The organism is Microbacterium aquimaris (assembly GCF_039531285.1).
In the GTDB taxonomy this organism is placed as follows: domain Bacteria; phylum Actinomycetota; class Actinomycetes; order Actinomycetales; family Microbacteriaceae; genus Microbacterium; species Microbacterium aquimaris.
The window spans coordinates 151278-168493 of record NZ_BAAAPT010000001.1; the positions used below are offsets into that span (position 1 = coordinate 151278).

Annotated in this window: 14 protein-coding genes, 1 tRNA gene and 1 other RNA gene; 6 read left to right on the forward strand and 10 right to left on the reverse strand. The window is 69.8% G+C overall.

What is annotated here, in order from left to right:
• Positions 1 to 8 precede the first annotated feature (8 nt).
• The 5 genes from ABD204_RS00760 to ffs all read right to left on the reverse strand — a co-directional run bounded on the left by ABD204_RS00760 (position 9) and on the right by ffs (position 6937).
• The gene (locus ABD204_RS00760) at positions 9 to 2525 is read right to left on the reverse strand and encodes a glycoside hydrolase family 65 protein (protein ID WP_194422828.1); all 2517 of its coding nucleotides are present in this window, start codon (positions 2523 to 2525) and stop codon (positions 9 to 11) included.
• The gene (locus ABD204_RS00765; RefSeq protein WP_194422829.1) at positions 2522 to 3265 is read right to left on the reverse strand and encodes an HAD family hydrolase; all 744 of its coding nucleotides are present in this window, start codon (positions 3263 to 3265) and stop codon (positions 2522 to 2524) included. The genes ABD204_RS00760 and ABD204_RS00765 overlap by 4 nt, the downstream gene beginning before the upstream one ends.
• 92 nt (positions 3266 to 3357) lie before the next feature.
• On the reverse strand, positions 3358 to 4584 hold the full coding sequence (locus ABD204_RS00770; protein ID WP_194422830.1) for an acetate/propionate family kinase: 1227 nt from the start codon (positions 4582 to 4584) through the stop codon (positions 3358 to 3360).
• Between the two features lies 1 nt (position 4585).
• On the reverse strand, positions 4586 to 6727 hold the full coding sequence (gene pta / locus ABD204_RS00775; protein WP_194422831.1) for a phosphate acetyltransferase: 2142 nt from the start codon (positions 6725 to 6727) through the stop codon (positions 4586 to 4588).
• Positions 6728 to 6840: 113 nt separating this feature from the next.
• An RNA gene (ffs, locus tag ABD204_RS00780) (signal recognition particle sRNA small type) lies at positions 6841 to 6937 on the reverse strand.
• A gap of 124 nt (positions 6938 to 7061) precedes the next feature.
• Between ffs and ABD204_RS00785 the strand changes: the two genes are divergently transcribed.
• The 4 genes from ABD204_RS00785 to ABD204_RS00800 all read left to right on the forward strand — a co-directional run bounded on the left by ABD204_RS00785 (position 7062) and on the right by ABD204_RS00800 (position 11736).
• Entirely contained in the window at positions 7062 to 8078 is a 1017-nt protein-coding gene (locus ABD204_RS00785) for an AAA family ATPase (RefSeq protein WP_409264004.1), read from the forward strand.
• A 7-nt stretch (positions 8079 to 8085) separates the two neighbouring features.
• Positions 8086 to 9333: a DUF58 domain-containing protein gene (locus ABD204_RS00790; protein WP_194422833.1), complete on the forward strand. Its 1248-nt coding sequence runs from the start codon at positions 8086 to 8088 to the stop codon at positions 9331 to 9333.
• Positions 9323 to 11599 carry a transglutaminase TgpA family protein gene (locus tag ABD204_RS00795; RefSeq protein ID WP_344098266.1) on the forward strand — a complete coding sequence of 759 codons (2277 nt, stop codon included), beginning with the start codon at positions 9323 to 9325 and terminating at the stop codon, positions 11597 to 11599. The genes ABD204_RS00790 and ABD204_RS00795 overlap by 11 nt, the downstream gene beginning before the upstream one ends.
• Before the next feature lie 49 nt (positions 11600 to 11648).
• A tRNA-Ser gene (locus ABD204_RS00800) sits at positions 11649 to 11736 on the forward strand.
• Between the two features lie 57 nt (positions 11737 to 11793).
• On the opposite strand, the gene ABD204_RS00805 is transcribed toward ABD204_RS00800, so the two are convergent.
• Both ABD204_RS00805 and ABD204_RS00810 read right to left on the reverse strand, forming a co-directional pair.
• Complete coding sequence (locus ABD204_RS00805; RefSeq protein ID WP_241747806.1) at positions 11794 to 12330, reverse strand: GNAT family N-acetyltransferase; 537 nt, start codon at positions 12328 to 12330, stop codon at positions 11794 to 11796.
• Positions 12331 to 12340: 10 nt separating this feature from the next.
• A complete protein-coding gene (locus ABD204_RS00810; protein ID WP_194422835.1) occupies positions 12341 to 12988 on the reverse strand; it encodes an SDR family oxidoreductase in 648 nt (215 codons plus the stop codon).
• Positions 12989 to 13139: 151 nt separating this feature from the next.
• Between ABD204_RS00810 and ABD204_RS00815 the strand changes: the two genes are divergently transcribed.
• Positions 13140 to 14180: an LLM class flavin-dependent oxidoreductase gene (locus ABD204_RS00815; RefSeq protein WP_194422836.1), complete on the forward strand. Its 1041-nt coding sequence runs from the start codon at positions 13140 to 13142 to the stop codon at positions 14178 to 14180.
• 27 nt (positions 14181 to 14207) lie between these two features.
• Here the strand turns inward: ABD204_RS00815 and ABD204_RS00820 are convergent, their stop codons facing one another.
• The 3 genes from ABD204_RS00820 to ABD204_RS00830 are packed head-to-tail and all read right to left on the reverse strand — an operon-like array spanning position 14208 to position 15667.
• The gene (locus ABD204_RS00820; RefSeq protein ID WP_194422837.1) at positions 14208 to 14615 is read right to left on the reverse strand and encodes a (deoxy)nucleoside triphosphate pyrophosphohydrolase; all 408 of its coding nucleotides are present in this window, start codon (positions 14613 to 14615) and stop codon (positions 14208 to 14210) included.
• Entirely contained in the window at positions 14599 to 15132 is a 534-nt protein-coding gene (locus ABD204_RS00825; RefSeq protein ID WP_241747744.1) for a bifunctional nuclease family protein, read from the reverse strand. The genes ABD204_RS00820 and ABD204_RS00825 overlap by 17 nt, the downstream gene beginning before the upstream one ends.
• Before the next feature lie 31 nt (positions 15133 to 15163).
• Positions 15164 to 15667 carry a MarR family winged helix-turn-helix transcriptional regulator gene (locus ABD204_RS00830; RefSeq protein ID WP_194422839.1) on the reverse strand — a complete coding sequence of 168 codons (504 nt, stop codon included), beginning with the start codon at positions 15665 to 15667 and terminating at the stop codon, positions 15164 to 15166.
• 120 nt (positions 15668 to 15787) lie between these two features.
• Here ABD204_RS00830 and ABD204_RS00835 point away from each other — a divergent pair, with 120 nt between their 5' ends.
• Positions 15788 to 17215 carry a cytochrome ubiquinol oxidase subunit I gene (locus tag ABD204_RS00835; protein WP_194422840.1) on the forward strand — a complete coding sequence of 476 codons (1428 nt, stop codon included), beginning with the start codon at positions 15788 to 15790 and terminating at the stop codon, positions 17213 to 17215.
• Position 17216 lies beyond the last annotated feature (1 nt).

Below are 17216 nucleotides of genomic sequence, written 5' to 3' on the forward strand. Positions count from 1 at the left end.
GAGTCGGGTCAGGCCGGGGCGCCCTCCTCGACCTCCTCGCCGTCGCCGAGCACCGGGATCGCCGTGGTCATCGCGGGCACGGACGCCGACAGCAGCGTGCCGTCCTCGCGCCGGGCGTCGAGGAAGCTGCGGATCGAGGGACGGCCCGGGATGAGCGGCCCCTGATCGGGCAGCGGCACGACGACCTCTCCCCCGCCCTCGATGACATATGACGCACCGCGGACGGTGAACGCGACCGGGTCGCCCTCGCCGGCGGAGATGCGCAGCTCGTGCGGGCGCACGGACACGCTCAACCGGGTGCCCTGCCAGTGCAACGTGTAGGCCAACTCGGGCCAGTCAGCCGGCAGACGCGGGTCGAAGGACAGCTCCCCGAAGTGATCGCGCATACCCCCGAAGCCGGAGACGAGGGCTGTCCACACGCCGCCCGCCGACGCGACGTGGACGCCGTCGGAGGCGTTGTGGTGCAGGTCGGCGAGATCGACGAACAGCGACTGCGAGAAGTACTGCAACGCCAGATCCTGGTAGCCGACCTCCGCGGCGAGAATCGACTGCACGACCGCCGACAGGGTCGAGTCGCCCGTGGTCAGCGGATCGTAGTACTCGAAGTCGGCGAGCTTGTCCTCGGGCGAGAAGTGGTTCCCCTGCAGGAACAACGCCAGCACGACGTCGGCCTGCTTGAGCACCTGGTACCGGTAGATCACCAGCGGGTGGAAGTGCAACAGCAACGGACGCTGCTCGTCGGGGGTGTGTTCGAGGTCCCACACCTCGCGGTCGAGGAAGACCTCGTCCTGCGGGTGGATCCCGAGCGTCTCGCTGTACGGGATGTGCATCGCCTCGGCCGCACGGTCCCACGTCTCCGCCTCGGTCGGATCGAGGCGGAGACGCTCGACCATGAGGCGGTACGCCTCGGGATCGTTCTCGGCCATCTCGTCGACCGTGCGCGCTGCGAAACGCAGGTTGAAGCGCGCCATGACGTTGGTGAAGAGATTGTTGTTGACGACGGTGGTGTACTCGTCGGGCCCGGTCACGCCGTGGATGTGGAACGAGTCCTCGCCGTGGCCGTTGCTCGAGCGCCAGAAACCGAGGGTGGTCCACAGCCGCGCGGTCTCGACGGCGATGTCGACGCCCTCCCGGTAGAGGAACTCCTCATCCCCGGTGGCCCGCACGTACTTCGCCACCGCGAAGCTGATGTCGGCGTTGATGTGGTACTGCGCGGTGCCGGCGGCGTAGTACGCCGATGCCTCTTCCCCGTTGATGGTGCGCCACGGGAACAGCGCTCCGGCCTCATTCAGCTGCCGCGCGCGGCGACGTGCGGCGGGGAGCATGAGGTAGCGCATACGCAGCGCGTTTCGCGCCCACAACGGGCTGGTGTACGCCATGAACGGCATGATGTACACCTCGGTGTCCCAGAAGTAATGACCGCTGTAGCCCGATCCGGTCATCCCCTTGGCGGGCACGCCCATGCCGTCGGCGCGCGCAGCCGCCTGGGCGAGCTGGAACAGACACCAGCGCACCGCCTGCTGGATGTCGTCCTGGCCGCCGATGCGCACGTCCGAGCGCTCCCAGAAGTCCGACAGCCACGACCGCTGCGCGGCGAAGAGCGCGTCGTAGCCCAGGTCGCACACGCGGTCGACGACACGACGCCCACGGTCCACGAGCTCCCGCGCCGGCACACCGCGCGAGGTGTGGTAACTGACGAACTTCGTCACCGTCGTCGGCACCCCGGCGCGGGCGTTCACGCGGAAGACGTTCTTCGCGATGTCCGGCTCGATCAGTCGCCGCGCGTCGTAGTCGTTCTCCGTCTCGATCTCATGGTCGGCGACGACCGCGATGGTCATCCCCGACTCCGAGACGCGGAACGACAGCGCGGAACGGTCATGGTCCTGCCAGTACTCCTGCGGCTGCAGGACACGGTCCTGGATGCGCTCGGCCTTGCGCGGGTCCCAACCCGACTTCTTCGTGGCGTTCGGGATCCCGCCGTAGACGTCCTCTCCGTCCTGCCGGTTCAGCAGCTGGCACGAGATGGTCACCGGCGCGTCGGAATTGAGCACGGTCACCGTCCGGCGCATCACCGCCAGGTGCTTCTCCTCGAACGAGACCATCCGCTCGTCCTCGATCAGCACCTCCTTGCCCGACGGGGTGACCCACAGGATGCGCTGGCGCAGCACACCGTCGCGCATGTCCAGCACGCGCTCGTACTCGCGCACGTCGGCGAGGTCCAACGACAGCGGTTCGTCGTCGATGTAGACGCGCATGACCTTCGCGTCCGGTGCGTTCACGATGGTCTGACCGACCTCGGCGAAGCCGTACGCGCGCTCGGCGTGGTGGATCGGGAAGGTCTCGTGGAAGCCGTTGATGAACGTGCCGTCCTCGTGCCCGTGCCTGCCCTCGGGGGAGTTGCCGCGCAGACCGAGGTAGCCGTTGCCCACGGCGAAGAGCGTCTCGGTGACACCGATGTCGGACATGTCGACACGTGTCTCGACCAGACGCCAGGGGTCGGCGGGGAACCGGTCGCGGTCGATCATGCGGGTGCCTCCGTGACGAACTCGGCCAGATCGGCGACGACGACGTGCGCACCGGCGGCGCGCAACGCCTCCTCGCCCGCTCCGCGGTCGACGCCCACGACGAGACCGAAACCGCCCGCCGCCGCGGACTGCACGCCGCTGATGGCATCCTCCACCGCGACGCTGCGTTCCGGGGCGACCTGCATCATGCGGGCGGCGGTCACGAACACATCCGGAGCGGGCTTGGAGGCCAGGTGGTCACGTTCGGCGATGACGCCGTCCATCACGACCGGGAAGCGATCGCGGATCCCCGCGGCGGCGAGCACCTCTTCGGCGTTCTTCGAGCTCGACACGACGCTGACCGGCATGTCGACGGCGGCGAGCGCGTCCAGTAGGCGGACCGACCCCGGGTACGGGGCGATGCCCTCCGCGCGCAGCACGCGTGCGAAGACGTCGTTCTTACGGTTGCCGATGCCGCACACGGTGTCGGCCGAGGTCGGGTCGGACGGCTCACCCCAGGGCACCTCCACATCGCGGCTGTGCAGGAGCGCGGCGACGCCGTCATACCGCTTCTTGCCGTCGAGGTGGTCGAAGTAGTCGCGCTCGGTGTACGGCGGCTCGATCCCCCAGTGGGAGAAGAGCTCCTCGAACATCGTCCGCCACGCGTGCATGTGCACCTCGGCGGTCGGGGTGAGGACCCCGTCGAGATCGAAGAGCACGGCGTCGTAGGCCGTCAGGTCGGGCAGGGCGGGGGAAGACACGGGACCTCCTCGCGGGGGCGGACGGGACGGGCACACCTTCGCGCCTGTGGCCAGCTTAGGGGGATCGGTGGCCGTGCGAGGTACGGTCCGGCTCAGCCACGCGCGACCTGGAGCGTCTGCCGGGCGATCTCGAGCTCCTCGTCGGTGGGGACCACCAACACCGTCACCGTCGAGTCGTCGGTCGAGATGACCCGGATGCCGCGCTCGCGCGACGCGTTGCGATCGGGGTCGACCCGCACCCCGGCGAAGCCGAGCGTGGCCAGGGCCTGCTCGCGCACCGCGGGGACATTCTCGCCCACGCCCGCGGTGAACGCGATCACGTCGACGCCGCCGAGCTGTGCCAGATAGGCGCCGGCATAGGCCCGCAGCCGGTGGACGTAGACGTCGAACGCGAGCACGGCCGCCTCGTCGCCACGCGCGATGCCGGCCTGGATATCACGCATGTCGGAGACCCCGGCGAGTCCGAGCATCCCACTGCGCTTGTTCAACAAGGTGTCGAGGTCGTCCACGGTCATCCCCGCGCGCCGCGCGAGGTGGAGCAAGACGGCGGGATCGAGATCGCCGGACCGCGTTCCCATCACGAGCCCTTCGAGGGGTGTGAGTCCCATGGAGGTCTCCACCGACGCTCCGCCCTCGATCGCGGCGACCGACGCCCCGTTCCCGAGATGGAACACGATCTGGCGCAGTTCTGCGAGGGGGCGGTCCACGAACCGCGCCACGGCCTCGCTGACGAACTTGTGCGACGTGCCGTGGAATCCGTATCGGCGCACGCGGTGTGCGGCGGCCAGCTCCGCATCGATGGCGTAGGTGTAGGCCGCCGCCGGCAGCGTCTGGTGGAACGCGGTGTCGAACACCGCGACGTGCGGCACGTCGGGGAACGCCTTCTTCGCCGCGGTGATCCCCTGCAGGTTCGCCGGGTTGTGCAACGGGGCCAGGACGGCGAGCTCGTCGATGTTGATCTCGACCAACGAGGTGATCAGGGTCGGCTCGAAGAAGCGCGCGCCGCCGTGCACGACGCGGTGCCCCACGGCGATCGGCGGGTCTTCCTCGAGCGAGGGACCGTGCTCGGCGAAGGCCCGCGTCATCACGTCGAAGCCCGCGGTATGGGTCGGGATGCTCGCCTCGATCGTCGAGGTGGCCTTACGCACTGCGGGTGCCGGCCCCTCCTCGGTGTGGAAGAAGACGGTGTGGGTGGCCGAGCCGCCCTCCTCACCGATCCGTTCGACCAGGCCCGAGGCGAGGACCCTTTCATCGACCATGTCGATGAGCTGGTACTTGAACGACGACGAACCGCTGTTGATGACGAGGACCGGTGTCATGTCACTTCCCTTGCGCCTGGATCGCGGTGATCGCGATGGTGTTGACGATGTCTTGCACCAGCGCACCGCGCGACAGGTCGTTGATCGGTTTGTTCAGCCCCTGCAGCACCGGGCCGATGGCGACCGCACCGGCCGAGCGCTGCACGGCCTTGTAGGTGTTGTTGCCGGTGTTGAGATCGGGGAAGACGAAGACCGTGGCGCGCCCGGCGACCTCCGATCCGGGGAGCTTGGCGGCACCCACCGCCGCGTCCGCGGCGGCGTCGTACTGGATCGGCCCCTCGACGAGGAGCTCCGGCGCACGCTCGCGCACGAGGGCTGTCGCCGCCCGCACCTTGTCGACATCCGCGCCGGTCCCGGACTCGCCGGTGGAGTAGGACAGCATCGCGACCTTCGGCTCGATCCCGAACCGGGTCGCGGTCGCGGCAGATGTGACGGCGATGTCGGCGAGCTGTTCGCTGGTGGGGTCCGGGATGACCGCGCAGTCGCCGTAGACGAGCACCCGGTCCGCGAGGGCCATGAGGAACACGCTCGAGACGACCGAGACCCCCGGCTTGGTCTTGATGATCTCGAACGCCGGCCGGATGGTGTGCGCCGTGGTGTGCGCGGCACCGGAGACCATTCCATCGGCGAGCCCCTGGTGCACCATCATCGTGCCGAAATAGGACACGTCGGTGACCGTGTCGGCGGCACGTTCGAACGTCATCCCCTTGTGCGCGCGCAGCTCGGTGTACGCGTCGGCGAACTTGTGCACGTGCACCGCGTCGAACGGGGAGAGCACCTCGGCGGCCTGGATGTCGATGCCCAGTTCCAGCGCCCGCGCGCGGACTTCGAAGGGTTCGCCCAGGATGACCAGATCGGCGATGCCGCGCTTGAGCACCGTCGCGGCCGCCCGGAGCACGCGGTCGTCGTCTCCTTCGGGCAGCACGATCTTCTTCCGCGCGGCGCGGGCGCGTTCGATCAGCTGGAACTCGAACATCAACGGCGTGACGACCGTCGCGCGAGCGACACCGAAGGCACGCAGCAACTCGGTCGTGTCGATGTGGTTCTCGAACAGCGACAGCGCCGTGTCATAGCGACGCTGCGAGTCGGCCGCGAGCCGGCCGCGCGTCGACATGATCCGGACGGCGGCCTCGTAGGTGCCCAGGTCGGAGGTGATGATCGGGACCTTGGAGCCCAGACCGTCCAGGAGCCGGCGGACCGGCTCCGCCAACTCGAACCCGCCGTTGAGGACGATGCCCGCGATGGAGGGGAAGGTCCCGGAGGCGTTTGCCAGCAGTGTCGCCAGGAGCACTTCGGCGCGGTCGGCGGGGATCACGACCACCGCGCCCTCGTACAGGCGCGGCAGGACGTTGACGATCGACATGGCCGCCACGACCACACCGAGGGCGGGTCGGGTCAGCAGGTCCGGGTCACCGGCGAGCAGTTCACCGTCGACCGCCCGCATGATCCCTCGGATCGAGGGGGCCACGAGAAACCGGTCCTCGGGGATGGCCCACACCGGCACCTCGGCCTGATCGGCCCGCGGGTGCGACGCGATGGAGGCGTTGACCGAGGCCCGCACGGCCCCGACCGTCTCGGTGAGGTGGTCTTCGCCCGCCCGGTTGGCCACGACGGCGAACAGCTCGGCACGCTCGTGGAGCAGCTCCGTGACGGCGAGCGCGGCGATCTGGCCCATCTCGTCCGGGGTGCGCGGCACGGTGGAACCGAGCTGCTCCGGCTGGCCCTGCGCGGCCCGGCCGCCCAGCACGAGGAGCACCGGGGCCCCGAGGTTCGCGGCGATGCGCGCGTTGTAGGCGAGTTCGGCGGGGCTTCCCACGTCGGTGTAGTCGCTGCCGACGATGACGACCGCATCGCACTGGGCCTCGACGGCCTTGTACCGCTCGACGACGGCGGACAGAGCCGCGTCGGGGTCGCGCCGCACATCGTCGTAGGTCGTGCCGATGCAATCGTCGTAGTCGAGGTCGACACCGTCGTGCGCGAGGAGCATTTCGAGCACGTAGTCGCGCTCGGTGGTCGATCGGGCGATCGCGCGGAAGACGCCGACCTTCGGCGTCGCGTGCCCGAGGGTCTCCAGGAGCCCGAGCGCGACGGTCGACTTGCCCGAATGGCCTTCGGCGGACGTGATGTAGATGCTCTGCGTCACGTCCCCAGCCTAGGCGGCGTGTCCCGGCGGGCACCTGAATTCGCCGGATGTTCAGCGACCGCACCGACACCTGCGTCGCCATCGGCGGGCTCCGACGCACCAGGTCGCGGGAAAAGTAAGACTCTCCGCGAACCCGGCAGAGCCCGGTTACCCTTGCTACGTTTCCGTCCTGGGGGAGTTGGCCTGGATGCCGCCTCGCGGAGAGCTGTCCCCAGTCTAACGGTTCTCGCGAGTGCGTCGAGCCGAGGCGGTTCGGGCCCCGAAGTCACCACGCGTTGTTACGATCGACGCGTGGGCGATGAGGCTCGCGCCACCGCGGGCGAGGGGAGTCCCAGTGACTGACAGGACCATCACCGGGCACGTCGGCGGTGCGGCGACGATCACATCGGCCGAGGATTTCGCCGAGACGACCCGCGCCATCGTCGGGTCGGTCGAACGCGTGATCGACGGCAAGCCCGACGCGGTCCGTTCCGCGCTGGTCTGCCTGCTGGCCGAAGGCCACCTCCTCATCGAGGACGTCCCCGGGGTCGGCAAGACGATGCTCGCCCGGGCGCTCGCCGCCTCGGTCGACGCGAGCGTGCGCCGCATCCAGTTCACCCCGGACCTGCTGCCCGGCGACGTCACAGGCGTGAGCGTGTTCAACCCCGTCGCCCGCGAATTCGAGTTCAAGGCGGGGGCGATCTTCGCCAACATCGTCATCGCCGACGAGATCAACCGCTCCTCCCCCAAGACCCAGTCCGCCCTGCTGGAGGCGATGGAGGAGCATCAGGTGACCGTCGACGGGATGTCGCACGAGCTCGACGAGCCGTTCCTGGTCGTCGCGACCCAGAACCCGCTCGAGATGGAGGGCACCTACGCCTTGCCGGAGGCGCAGCGCGACCGATTCATGATGCGCATCTCGATGGGGTATCCGGATGCCGCGGCCGAAGCGCTCATGCTGCGGCAGCGCGAGACGGTCAATCCGCTGCGCGGTGTCACGCCGGTCGTCACCGCCGCGCAGGTCGAGCAGTTGATCGCCTGGGCGCGGCGGGTCCATGTCGCGCCGGCCATCGAGGAGTACGCGGTCGCCCTGGCCGCGGCGACCCGCACCCATCCCGATCTGCGGCTGGGCGCGAGCCCCCGGGCCACCCTGCAACTCGTCCGGGCCGCGAAGGTGTGGGCGGCCCTGGACGGACGCGGCTTCGTCATCCCCGACGATGTCACGGCGCTGTTGGCCCCCGTCTTCGCGCACCGCCTCATCCCCACCCGCGCGGCCGGCGGCTCTCGTTCCCGATCCGGACCAGACGCCGTCACGAGCGTGCTGGAGACGATCGCGGCCGCGGTACGCGTGCCCCTGGCGACCCGCGCGTGAGGTGAGCATGAGACGTCTGTGGCCGCTGACCACCCGCGGGACGGGTGCGCTCATCCTGGCCGTCGGATGCCTCGTCGCCGCCGGCGAGCTCGGCCTGGTCGAGCTGCTCTACTTCGGGGTCCTCCTCTTCGCGGTCCTGGCCGCGGCGGTGCTCTCCCTGTTCCTGACACGCCGCACCGGCGCGGTGGAACGCACGATGGTCCCCGAGACCGTCGGAGTCGGGGAGACCGCCGTCGTGACGGCACGGGTCGCGATCCGGACGGCCGTCCCGACCCCTCCGGGAACGTGGGAGGACTCCCTACCCACGGGCCTGATGGGCGCGGCGACCGGCGCCTTCCCCGCGCTCGCATCCGGTCTTCGGGGTGCACCGCGTGCGATCGAGCGGTCCTACACCGTCACGGGGGTCACCCGCGGCATCCACACGCTGGGTCCGCTCGCGCTCACGACGACCGATCCGTTCGGTCTTGCGCGCCGACGCACCCTGCGCGGCGAACGCACCGACGTGACGGTCACCCCCGCCGTCGTCGAGCTCCCCGGGTTGCCGGAGGCTGGCGGGGCATCGGGCGGAAGCAGGCTCACAGCCGACCTGCACCTGGGACAGGGCGCCGACAACCTCGTCGCCCGCCCCTATCAATCAGGCGACTCGATGCGGCGCATCCATTGGCGGGCGACCGCGCACCGCGACGAGCTGATGGTCCGCCAGGAGGAGCAGGAATCCACTCCGGAAGCGACCGTGGTCTTCGACCTGGGCACGTTGCGATGGTCCCCCGAAGCCATGACCGCACCGGGCACCGACCCGGCGTTCGAGACCGCGGTGTCGACGTGCGTGTCCGTCGTCGCACGGCTCGTGCACGACGGGTACGGCGTCGACGTGATCGACAGCGACGGGACGGCCCTGTCCGACCGCATCGACGCGGGCGACATGGGGGAGGTCGAGCATCTCACCATCCGCTTCGCCACACTGGTGGCCCACCCCGACGACCACCTCGCCCGGCTGGCTCCCGTGTTCACGGGAGGGATGAGCGGACCGGTGGTCCTCATCGTCGGTCGCTTCGATCCGGCCGACGTGGTGGCGGTGGCCCCGGTCGCCCACCACAGCACCCTGCCGATGGTGCTGGCGGTCGCACCGCGCGGCGACGCCCTCGCGCGGGCGGAGGACGCGGGGTGGCATGCCGCGTCGATCCCGGTCGACGGCGATCCGTCGGGTGCGTGGGCATCGGTCGGCGAACGACTCGTGGGCGATCATGTCGCCTGATCCAGGTGTCACGGCCCGAGATCGCACGGCCGTGGCCGTCCTGCTGCCCCTCGGCGTGGCCGCCGCGGTGGTGGCCGCACTCCTGCCGTTGACACGGGTGGTCCTGCCCGGGCAATGGATGCCGGGTACCGTCGTCCTGATCGTCGCCGCCCTCGCCTCCGGCTACCTCGCGCGCCGCGCCGGACTGGCCGCATTGGCCGTGACGCTGATCGAAACCGGCGTCTGGGCCGTTCTGGTCATGCTGTTCTTCCTGCGCGACACGGCACTGCTGTGGGTGATCCCGACCACCGAGACCGTGGACGAGCTGTTCCGCCTCCTCGCGACCGCCGCGGAGGAGATCACCTACGGCGCGGCACCCCTGCGGGCCGGCTCCCCGCTGGCGTTCCTCATCGTCGCGTCGGTGGGGTTGCTGGCCATCGTCGTCGACCACGTCGTGGTCACGGCACGGATGCCCCTCCTGGCCGGCGTCGCCCTCATCGCCGTCTCCCTCATCCCGTCGATCGTGGTCCCCGACGAGATCGACGTGGTCGCGTTCGTGCTGCTGTCGGCCTCGATCCTGTTCCTGATGCGGGTGGACACCCTCTCGCGTCAGGCGCCGAAGGCGCGCGCGGCCACCCGCGGCGCGGGCGTACCGGCGACGGCCGCCGGTATCGGAGTCGTCGCCGTCGTCGTCACCCTCGTGGTCGCCCCCTCGCTCCCGCAGCCACTGGCCCGCAGCGCACCCGGGGGCGTGAACGTCGGCAGTGGGATCGACGCGACGCTCCAACTCGGCGACGACCTGCGCCGGCCGCGCGAGGTCGAGGTGCTCCGCATGTACAGCACCTCGCCCTTGCCGCCGTACCTGCGCGCCACGACCCTGTCGACCTTCGACGGCGCGGTGTGGCTGCCGGACGAGGATGAGGCCGAGGTCCTCGACGACCAGACCGAGATGGAGTCCGTCTCGGTGGCCTCGGAGATCCGACTCGAGGAATACACCACAGACGTGTCGATCCAGAATCTCGCATCGACGTGGCTTCCCATGCCCTTCCCCGCGGTCGGTGTCACCGGGCTCGACGGCGACTGGTCCACCGTCGCCGACAACCGCACGGTCATCAGCGACGGTGGCCGCACCCAGGATCAGGAGTACGAGGTCCTCACGCAGGTGCCCCGCCCCACGCGCGAACAGATCCGCACCTACGACGCCTCGCCGTCGGGCCTGCGACCGGAACTGACCCAGCTCCCCGAGGGTCTCCCCGACATCGTCGGCGACCTCGCACGCGAGGTGACCGCCGGCACATCCAACGACTACGACGCGCTCATCGCGCTGCAGGCATGGTTCCGCGGTTCCGAGTTCCGCTATTCCCTGGACGCCCCCGTCGACGACGGCTTCGACGGCACCGGCGCGGAGGCGGTCGCGCAGTTCCTCGAGCAGAAGGAGGGGTACTGCGTGCACTACGCGGGCGCCTTCGCGCTGATGGCCCGCGTCCTCGACATGCCCAGTCGCATCGTCGTCGGCTACCTGCCCGGCACCTCCACGACAGACGCGATCGAGGGGCAGACCGTCTACTCGGTGTCCTCGTCGCAACTGCACGCCTGGCCCGAGATCCACTTCGAGGGTCTCGGCTGGATCTCGTTCGAGCCGACCAACAGCCTCGGAACGCCGACGAACTTCTCCGCGGCGACCTCGCTGACCGGCCCCGCCGCCGATCGGGGCGACGCCGCACAGACCGACGACGCGGACCCGACCCCCACCCCCACCCTCCTGCCCGAGGAGACCGGCCCGCAAGAAGGTCAGGCCCTCGGCGACCGCGGCGAGTCCGGGGGCGCGGTGCCGGTCGTCGGCGTCGTGACCGCGTTGCTCCTCCTGCTCGCCGCGCCCGGACTCCTGCGCGCCGCACGGACGCGGCGCCTGCTCGGCGCAGCGCGAGCCGGCGACGCCGTCGCGGCGTGGTCGGTGGTGCAGGACGCGGCGATCGACCTCGGTATCCCGGTGCCGGCCGGCGACACCCCCCGCACGCTGGCCGCGCGCCTGGTCGAAGATCACGGCGCACCCTCCGCGGCCCTGGCCGTCCTCGTCGAAGCGGTCGAACGCGCCAGCTACGCCCCGTCCGGCACGGTCGCCTCCGCAGCGCCCGAGACCCTCGCGGACGCCGCCGCGGCGTCGGCGTCGGAGTTGCTGCGCAGCGCGCCGATCGCGAGACGCATCCTCGCCGTCGCCACGCCGCGATCGCTCGTCATGCGCCCCGGTAGCGCCTTCGCCGGGGCCGGTGCACGGGCGCGGACGTAAGACCCGCTCCGCACGTGCGTTAGGATGGTCCGCGGCCCTCACCGGCCATGGAGGATTCGCCTAGTGGCCTATGGCGCACGCTTGGAAAGCGTGTTGGGTGCAAGCCCTCAGGGGTTCGAATCCCCTATCCTCCGCCACGGAAGAAGCGCTGCACCCCACGAAGGTGCAGCGCTTCTACCGTCTCGAAAGGCTCGTCAGCTGTCGTCGCGGCCGACCGCGTCGCTGCGCCGCTCGACCAGCAGGGTGTCGCGCCACTGCCCGGCCCGAGGGCCCACGACGCTCCGCGCGATCCGCTCGCGGCGTCCGATCACACGGAAGCCCAGCGACTCGTGCAATCGCACGCTCGCCCTGTTCTCCGGGAACACGCTGGACTGCACGGTCCACACGCCCGCGGCCTCGGAGGCATCCAGGAAGGCCTGCAGGAGGACCCGGCCCACACCACGGCCGCGTGCGCGCGAAGAGACGTAGACGGAGTGCTCGACCACGCCCGCGTACGCCGCACGCGAAGAGACCCGAGACGCCGCGACCCACCCGACGACGGTGTCGTCGACCGGGTCGACCGCCACGAGTCGGCCCACGTCGAGTCGCCCCTCGTCGAACGCCTCCCATGTCGGTGTCATCGCTTCGAAGGTGGCCTCCCCCTCGGCGATCCCCTCGGCATAGACGGCCTCGACGGCGGGCCAATCGGCCGGGCTCATCCCCCGGACGACCAGTTGCCCCGACCGGTCCATCGCCACGATCTCAGCCTCCGATGGCCTCGGCGATCGGGGTCGTGCCGCTGTTGAAGCGGATCGTCCTGCCGATCGTCGAGTCGTCGGCGAGGGACGCGGCGATCACACCCGCGACGTCTGCGCGCGGGACGGAGCCGGCCTCCTCGGCGGCCGCGTCGATCATGCCGGTGCCGTCGTCGAGCGTGAGCGCGCTGGGGGCGAGGATCGTCCAATCCAGCTCCGCGCCGCGCAGGTGCTCGTCCGCGGCCGACTTCGCCTCGGCGTAGGCGAAGAACGCGTGGTCTTCGGGCACGCCGTGGTCCGGTCCCGCACCGAAGTACGACACCATCACGTACCGACGTGCGCCGGCGGCGACCGCGGCATCCATCGACCGGATCGCGGCGTCACGATCCACCGCATAGGTACGCTCCGCGTCGCCCCCGCCGGCGCCGGCCGCCCAGATCACCACGTCGTTGCCGCTGACGAGGTTGCGCATCTGCTCGTCGTCGAACGACTGCACGTCGGCCAGCAACGGCGTGGCTCCGGTCGACCGCACGTCGGCTTCGTGATCAGGGTTGCGGATGACCGCGGTGACATGATGGCCGGCGTCGACCAGGAGCGGCTCGGTCAGGAGGGCGACCTTGCCGTGGCCGCCGATGAGCAGGATTCGCGTGGTCATGGTGGGCTTCCTTCCGTCGGTGTCGCGAGCCTACCGACACGTGATGACGCGCCCGGGGCGGGAGACATCACGCCGCACCTGTGCTAACGCCGCGGACGACGCCGAATCCATCCAGGGGAATGGATTGCGGTCTCCCGCGGTTGCATCGGGCATGGAACGCTTCGGAACGCTCTCGTTCGGACACTACGGACCCCTCGGAGGCGGCCGGCAACTCACCGCGCGGGACTCGATGCATCAGGCGATCGACCTCGCCCAGGGTATGGACGAACTCGGTGCGAACGGCATCTTTTTTCGTGTGCACCACTTCGCCCGACAGCAGTCCTCCCCCATGCCCTTGCTCGCGGCGATCGCCGCGCGCACCGAGCGCATCGAGATCGGTACGGGGGTGATCGACATGCGGTACGAGAACCCGCTGTACCTGGCCGAGGAGGCCGCGTCCGTCGACCTCATCAGCGACGGACGCCTCGCCTTGGGCGTGAGCCGCGGATCACCGGAGACCGTCGTGCGCGGATACGAGGCGTTCGGCTACACCGATTCCGCGGATCCGCGCGGCGCCGACATCGCGCGTGCGCACTTCGTCACCTTCCTCGGCGCGATCGAGGGCGAGGGGCTCGCAGACGGCGACCCGGGCTCACCGTTCGGCGGCGTGGGCGGGCGTGCGCACATCGAGCCGCTGTCCGACGGGTTGCGCTCGCGCGTGTGGTGGGGCGCCGGCAACCGCGACTCCGCCGAATGGGCGGGACGGACCGGGGTGAACCTGATGTCCTCCACCCTCCTCACCGAAGCCGACGGCACCCCGTTCGATCTGCTCCAGGCACAGCAGATCGACGCGTTCCGCGCCGCCTGGCGGGAGGCCGGGCATGCCGGCACGCCGCGGGTGTCGGTCAGCCGATCGGTGTTCCCGATCGTCTCCGCCGAAGACCGCCTGTACTTCGGCGGCGCTCAGGGCGATGACCAGATCGGTGTCATCGACGGGATGCGCTCGACGTTCGGCAAGACGTACGCCGGCGAACCGGACGCTCTGGTCGACCAGCTCCTGGGGGACGCCGCCGTGCAGTCCGCCGACACCCTCATGCTCACCATCCCCAGCCAACTCGGGGTGGAGTTCAACCTGCGCCTGGTGGAGAACTTCGCCACGCACGTCGCGCCGTCCCTCGGCTGGAAGAGCACCCGCCAGACCGCCTCGACGTAGCCCGACATCCCACCCGTCCGCGGCGGGTCACCGGGTGGAGAGCAAAGCGACCGCCGGCAGATCGGGCTCGGCCCATCGAAGGCCGGGGAGGTCTGCGGGGGCGACCCAGCGGAGCTCGTCGTGGTCGGTGCTGTGCGAAGGCACCGCGCCGACCAGCTCGGCGCGCAGGCATCTCAACCGGATGCCGCGACCGGCCACGACGGTGACATCGACCGTCAGCTCACCGCGCACGCGGATGGGCACGCCGAGTTCCTCCGCGATCTCACGTTCGAGCGCCGCCGCCGGGGTCTCCCCCGGCTCGATCTTGCCGCCGGGGAACTCCCATCGCCCGCCGGCGGACCGGTCCTCGCGCCGACGACACGCCAGGATACGACCACCGCGATCGATCACGGCCGCGACGACGTCGAGCACGACCCCGTCAGCTGCGGAAGTCATCGGGGTCGACGTCGTCGAGGAACCTCTTGAACTCGTCGACCTTCTGCTCGGCGGCCTCGGTCTCCTCGGCATCGGCGAGCATGTCGGTCACCCCGGCTTCGTCCATCACGGCGTCGGCGACCCAGATCGGGGCCCCCGTGCGCGAGGCGAGCGCGACGGCGTCGGAGGGCCGACAATCCACGGACCGTGACCCCTGCGGCGTGGCCACGGTCACTTCGGCGTAATACGTGCCTTCTTCGATGCGCGTGACCTCGACGCGGTCGACGGCTGCGCCGGCAGTCTCCAGGAGCGTCTTCATGAGGTCATGCGCCAACGGACGCGGCGTGGGCGCCGCTTCGACGGCGATGAGGATCGACGTGGCCTCCTGCTCCCCGATCCAGATCGGCAACACTCTGCCCGCGCCCGGGATCTCATCCACGGGCTTGAGCAGGATGACGTGTTGCCGCGAGGCGTCCAACGCGACCCCCGCGACCCTCACCTGCACCATGGCGGCCTCCCGGGATGCGTGTGTTGCCATCGTACGGCGCGACGCGCCCCACGGGGAGGTCTCAATCGACGGGCGCGTCGAGCAGGGCGCGCAGCAGTCGCGCCAACGTCGCGCGATCGGTCGGGTCGATCCCCTCGAGCACCTCCGCCTCGCGACGCGCGAGGGCCGTCATGGCGGCATCGACGTGCCGGGCGCCCTCGTCGGTGAGCTGCACGAGCACCCCGCGCCCGTCGAGCGGGTTGGCTTTTCGGGCGACGAACTCGCGCGAGACCAAGCCGTCGATCCGGTGGGACATCGCGGCGCTGGAGATCATCGTGGCATCGATCAACTGCGCGACGGACAGACGGTGCGGCGGATCCGCGCGCCGGAGGGCGGCGAGGACGTCGAACTCCCACGCGGCCAGCCCGGCGGCACGGAACGCCGCCGATCGGAGACGGCCGAGCCGGAGGGCCACCCGACGGAGTCTCGAGAACACGTCCAGCGGGGTGAGGTCGACATCGGGCAGCCGGGTCGACCATGCGTCGATCAGGAGGTCGACCTCGTCATCCGGACCGGTGTTCGCCATGTTCCGAACCTACCGAACTCCTTCGACGCCGAGACATCTCGCCCCACGTCGTTGTGTGGTCAGACCACACGCGGGTATGCTGACGGCACCAACACCGCGCCAAGACCCGGAGGGTGCCCCGTGGATCTGCTCGACCCGCTCCTGCTCGCACGATGGCAGTTCGGACTCACCACGCTCTACCACTACCTGTTCGTCCCCCTCACCCTCGGAATGGCGCTGGTCACGGCGATCTTCCAGACGGTGTGGCACCGCACGGGGAACGTCAAGTGGCTTCACCTGACGCGACAGTTCGGGAAGATCTTCCTCATCAACTTCGCGATGGGCGTGGTCACCGGCATCGTGCAGGAGTTCCAGTTCGGGATGAACTGGTCGGCATACTCGCGCTTCGTCGGGGACGTCTTCGGCGCCCCGCTGGCCTTCGAAGGCCTCATGGCGTTCTTCTTCGAGGCGACCTTCATCGGGGTCTGGATCTTCGGGTGGAACCGATTGCCGAAGAAACTCCATCTCGCGAGTATCTGGGCGGTGGTGTTCGGCTCCACCCTGTCGGCCTACTTCATCCTCGCCGCCAACGCGTTCATGCAGAACCCCGTCGGCTACCAGATGGCCTCGGACGGCGGTCGCGCCGAGCTGACCGACATCGTCGCCGTCCTCACCAACCCGGTGGTCCTCGCGGCGTTCCCGCACACGATCACGAGCGCGTGGATGTTCGCCGCGGCGATCGTCATCGCCGTCTCCGCGTGGCACCTGCGTCGGGGCCAGCACATCGAGACCATGCGCTCGTCGTTGAAGTTCGGTCTGTGGTTCATGATCATCTCCTTCATCGGCGTGGGCATCAGCGGTGATCAGCTGAGCCTGGTGATGGTGGACACCCAGCCGATGAAGATGGCGGCCGCCGAAGCGCTGTGGGAGACCGAGTGCGGCGCAGACGCCTCCTTCTCGATCTTCTCGATCGGCACCCCGGACGCGTCGCAGGAAGTCTGGTCGTTGCGCGTCCCCTACCTCCTCGCCTTCTTGTCCACGCACGACATCAACGGCTGTGTCGAAGGCTTCAACGCCCTGCAATCGGAGTACGAGACCCTCTACGGCGCCGGCGTCGACTACATGCCCATCGTGTGGGTCACCTACTGGTCGTTCCGCTGGATGATGGGCCTGGGTGGTGTCGCATTCCTCATCGCCGTCGTCGGCCTGTGGCTCACCCGCAAGAACGCCAAGCGGGAGGTCCCCCAGTGGGCGTGGCGTGTGGCGATCTGGTCGGCCCCCCTGCCGCTGCTGGGCAGCCTCGTCGGCTGGGTCTTCACCGAGATGGGCCGCCAACCCTGGATCGTGTTCAGCCTGATGCTCACCGAAGACGGCGTCTCGCCCAATGTGCCCGGATGGACGGTGCTCATCTCGCTCGTCGCGTTCACCCTCATCTACGCCGCTCTCGCGGTGGTGGAGTTCGGTCTCATCAAGAAGGCCGCACAGACCGGCCCCGACCCGTTGCCCGGGCCGGACGACCCCGACCCGAACGACGTGTCCGTCCAAGACACGCCCACGACCGTCTACTGAG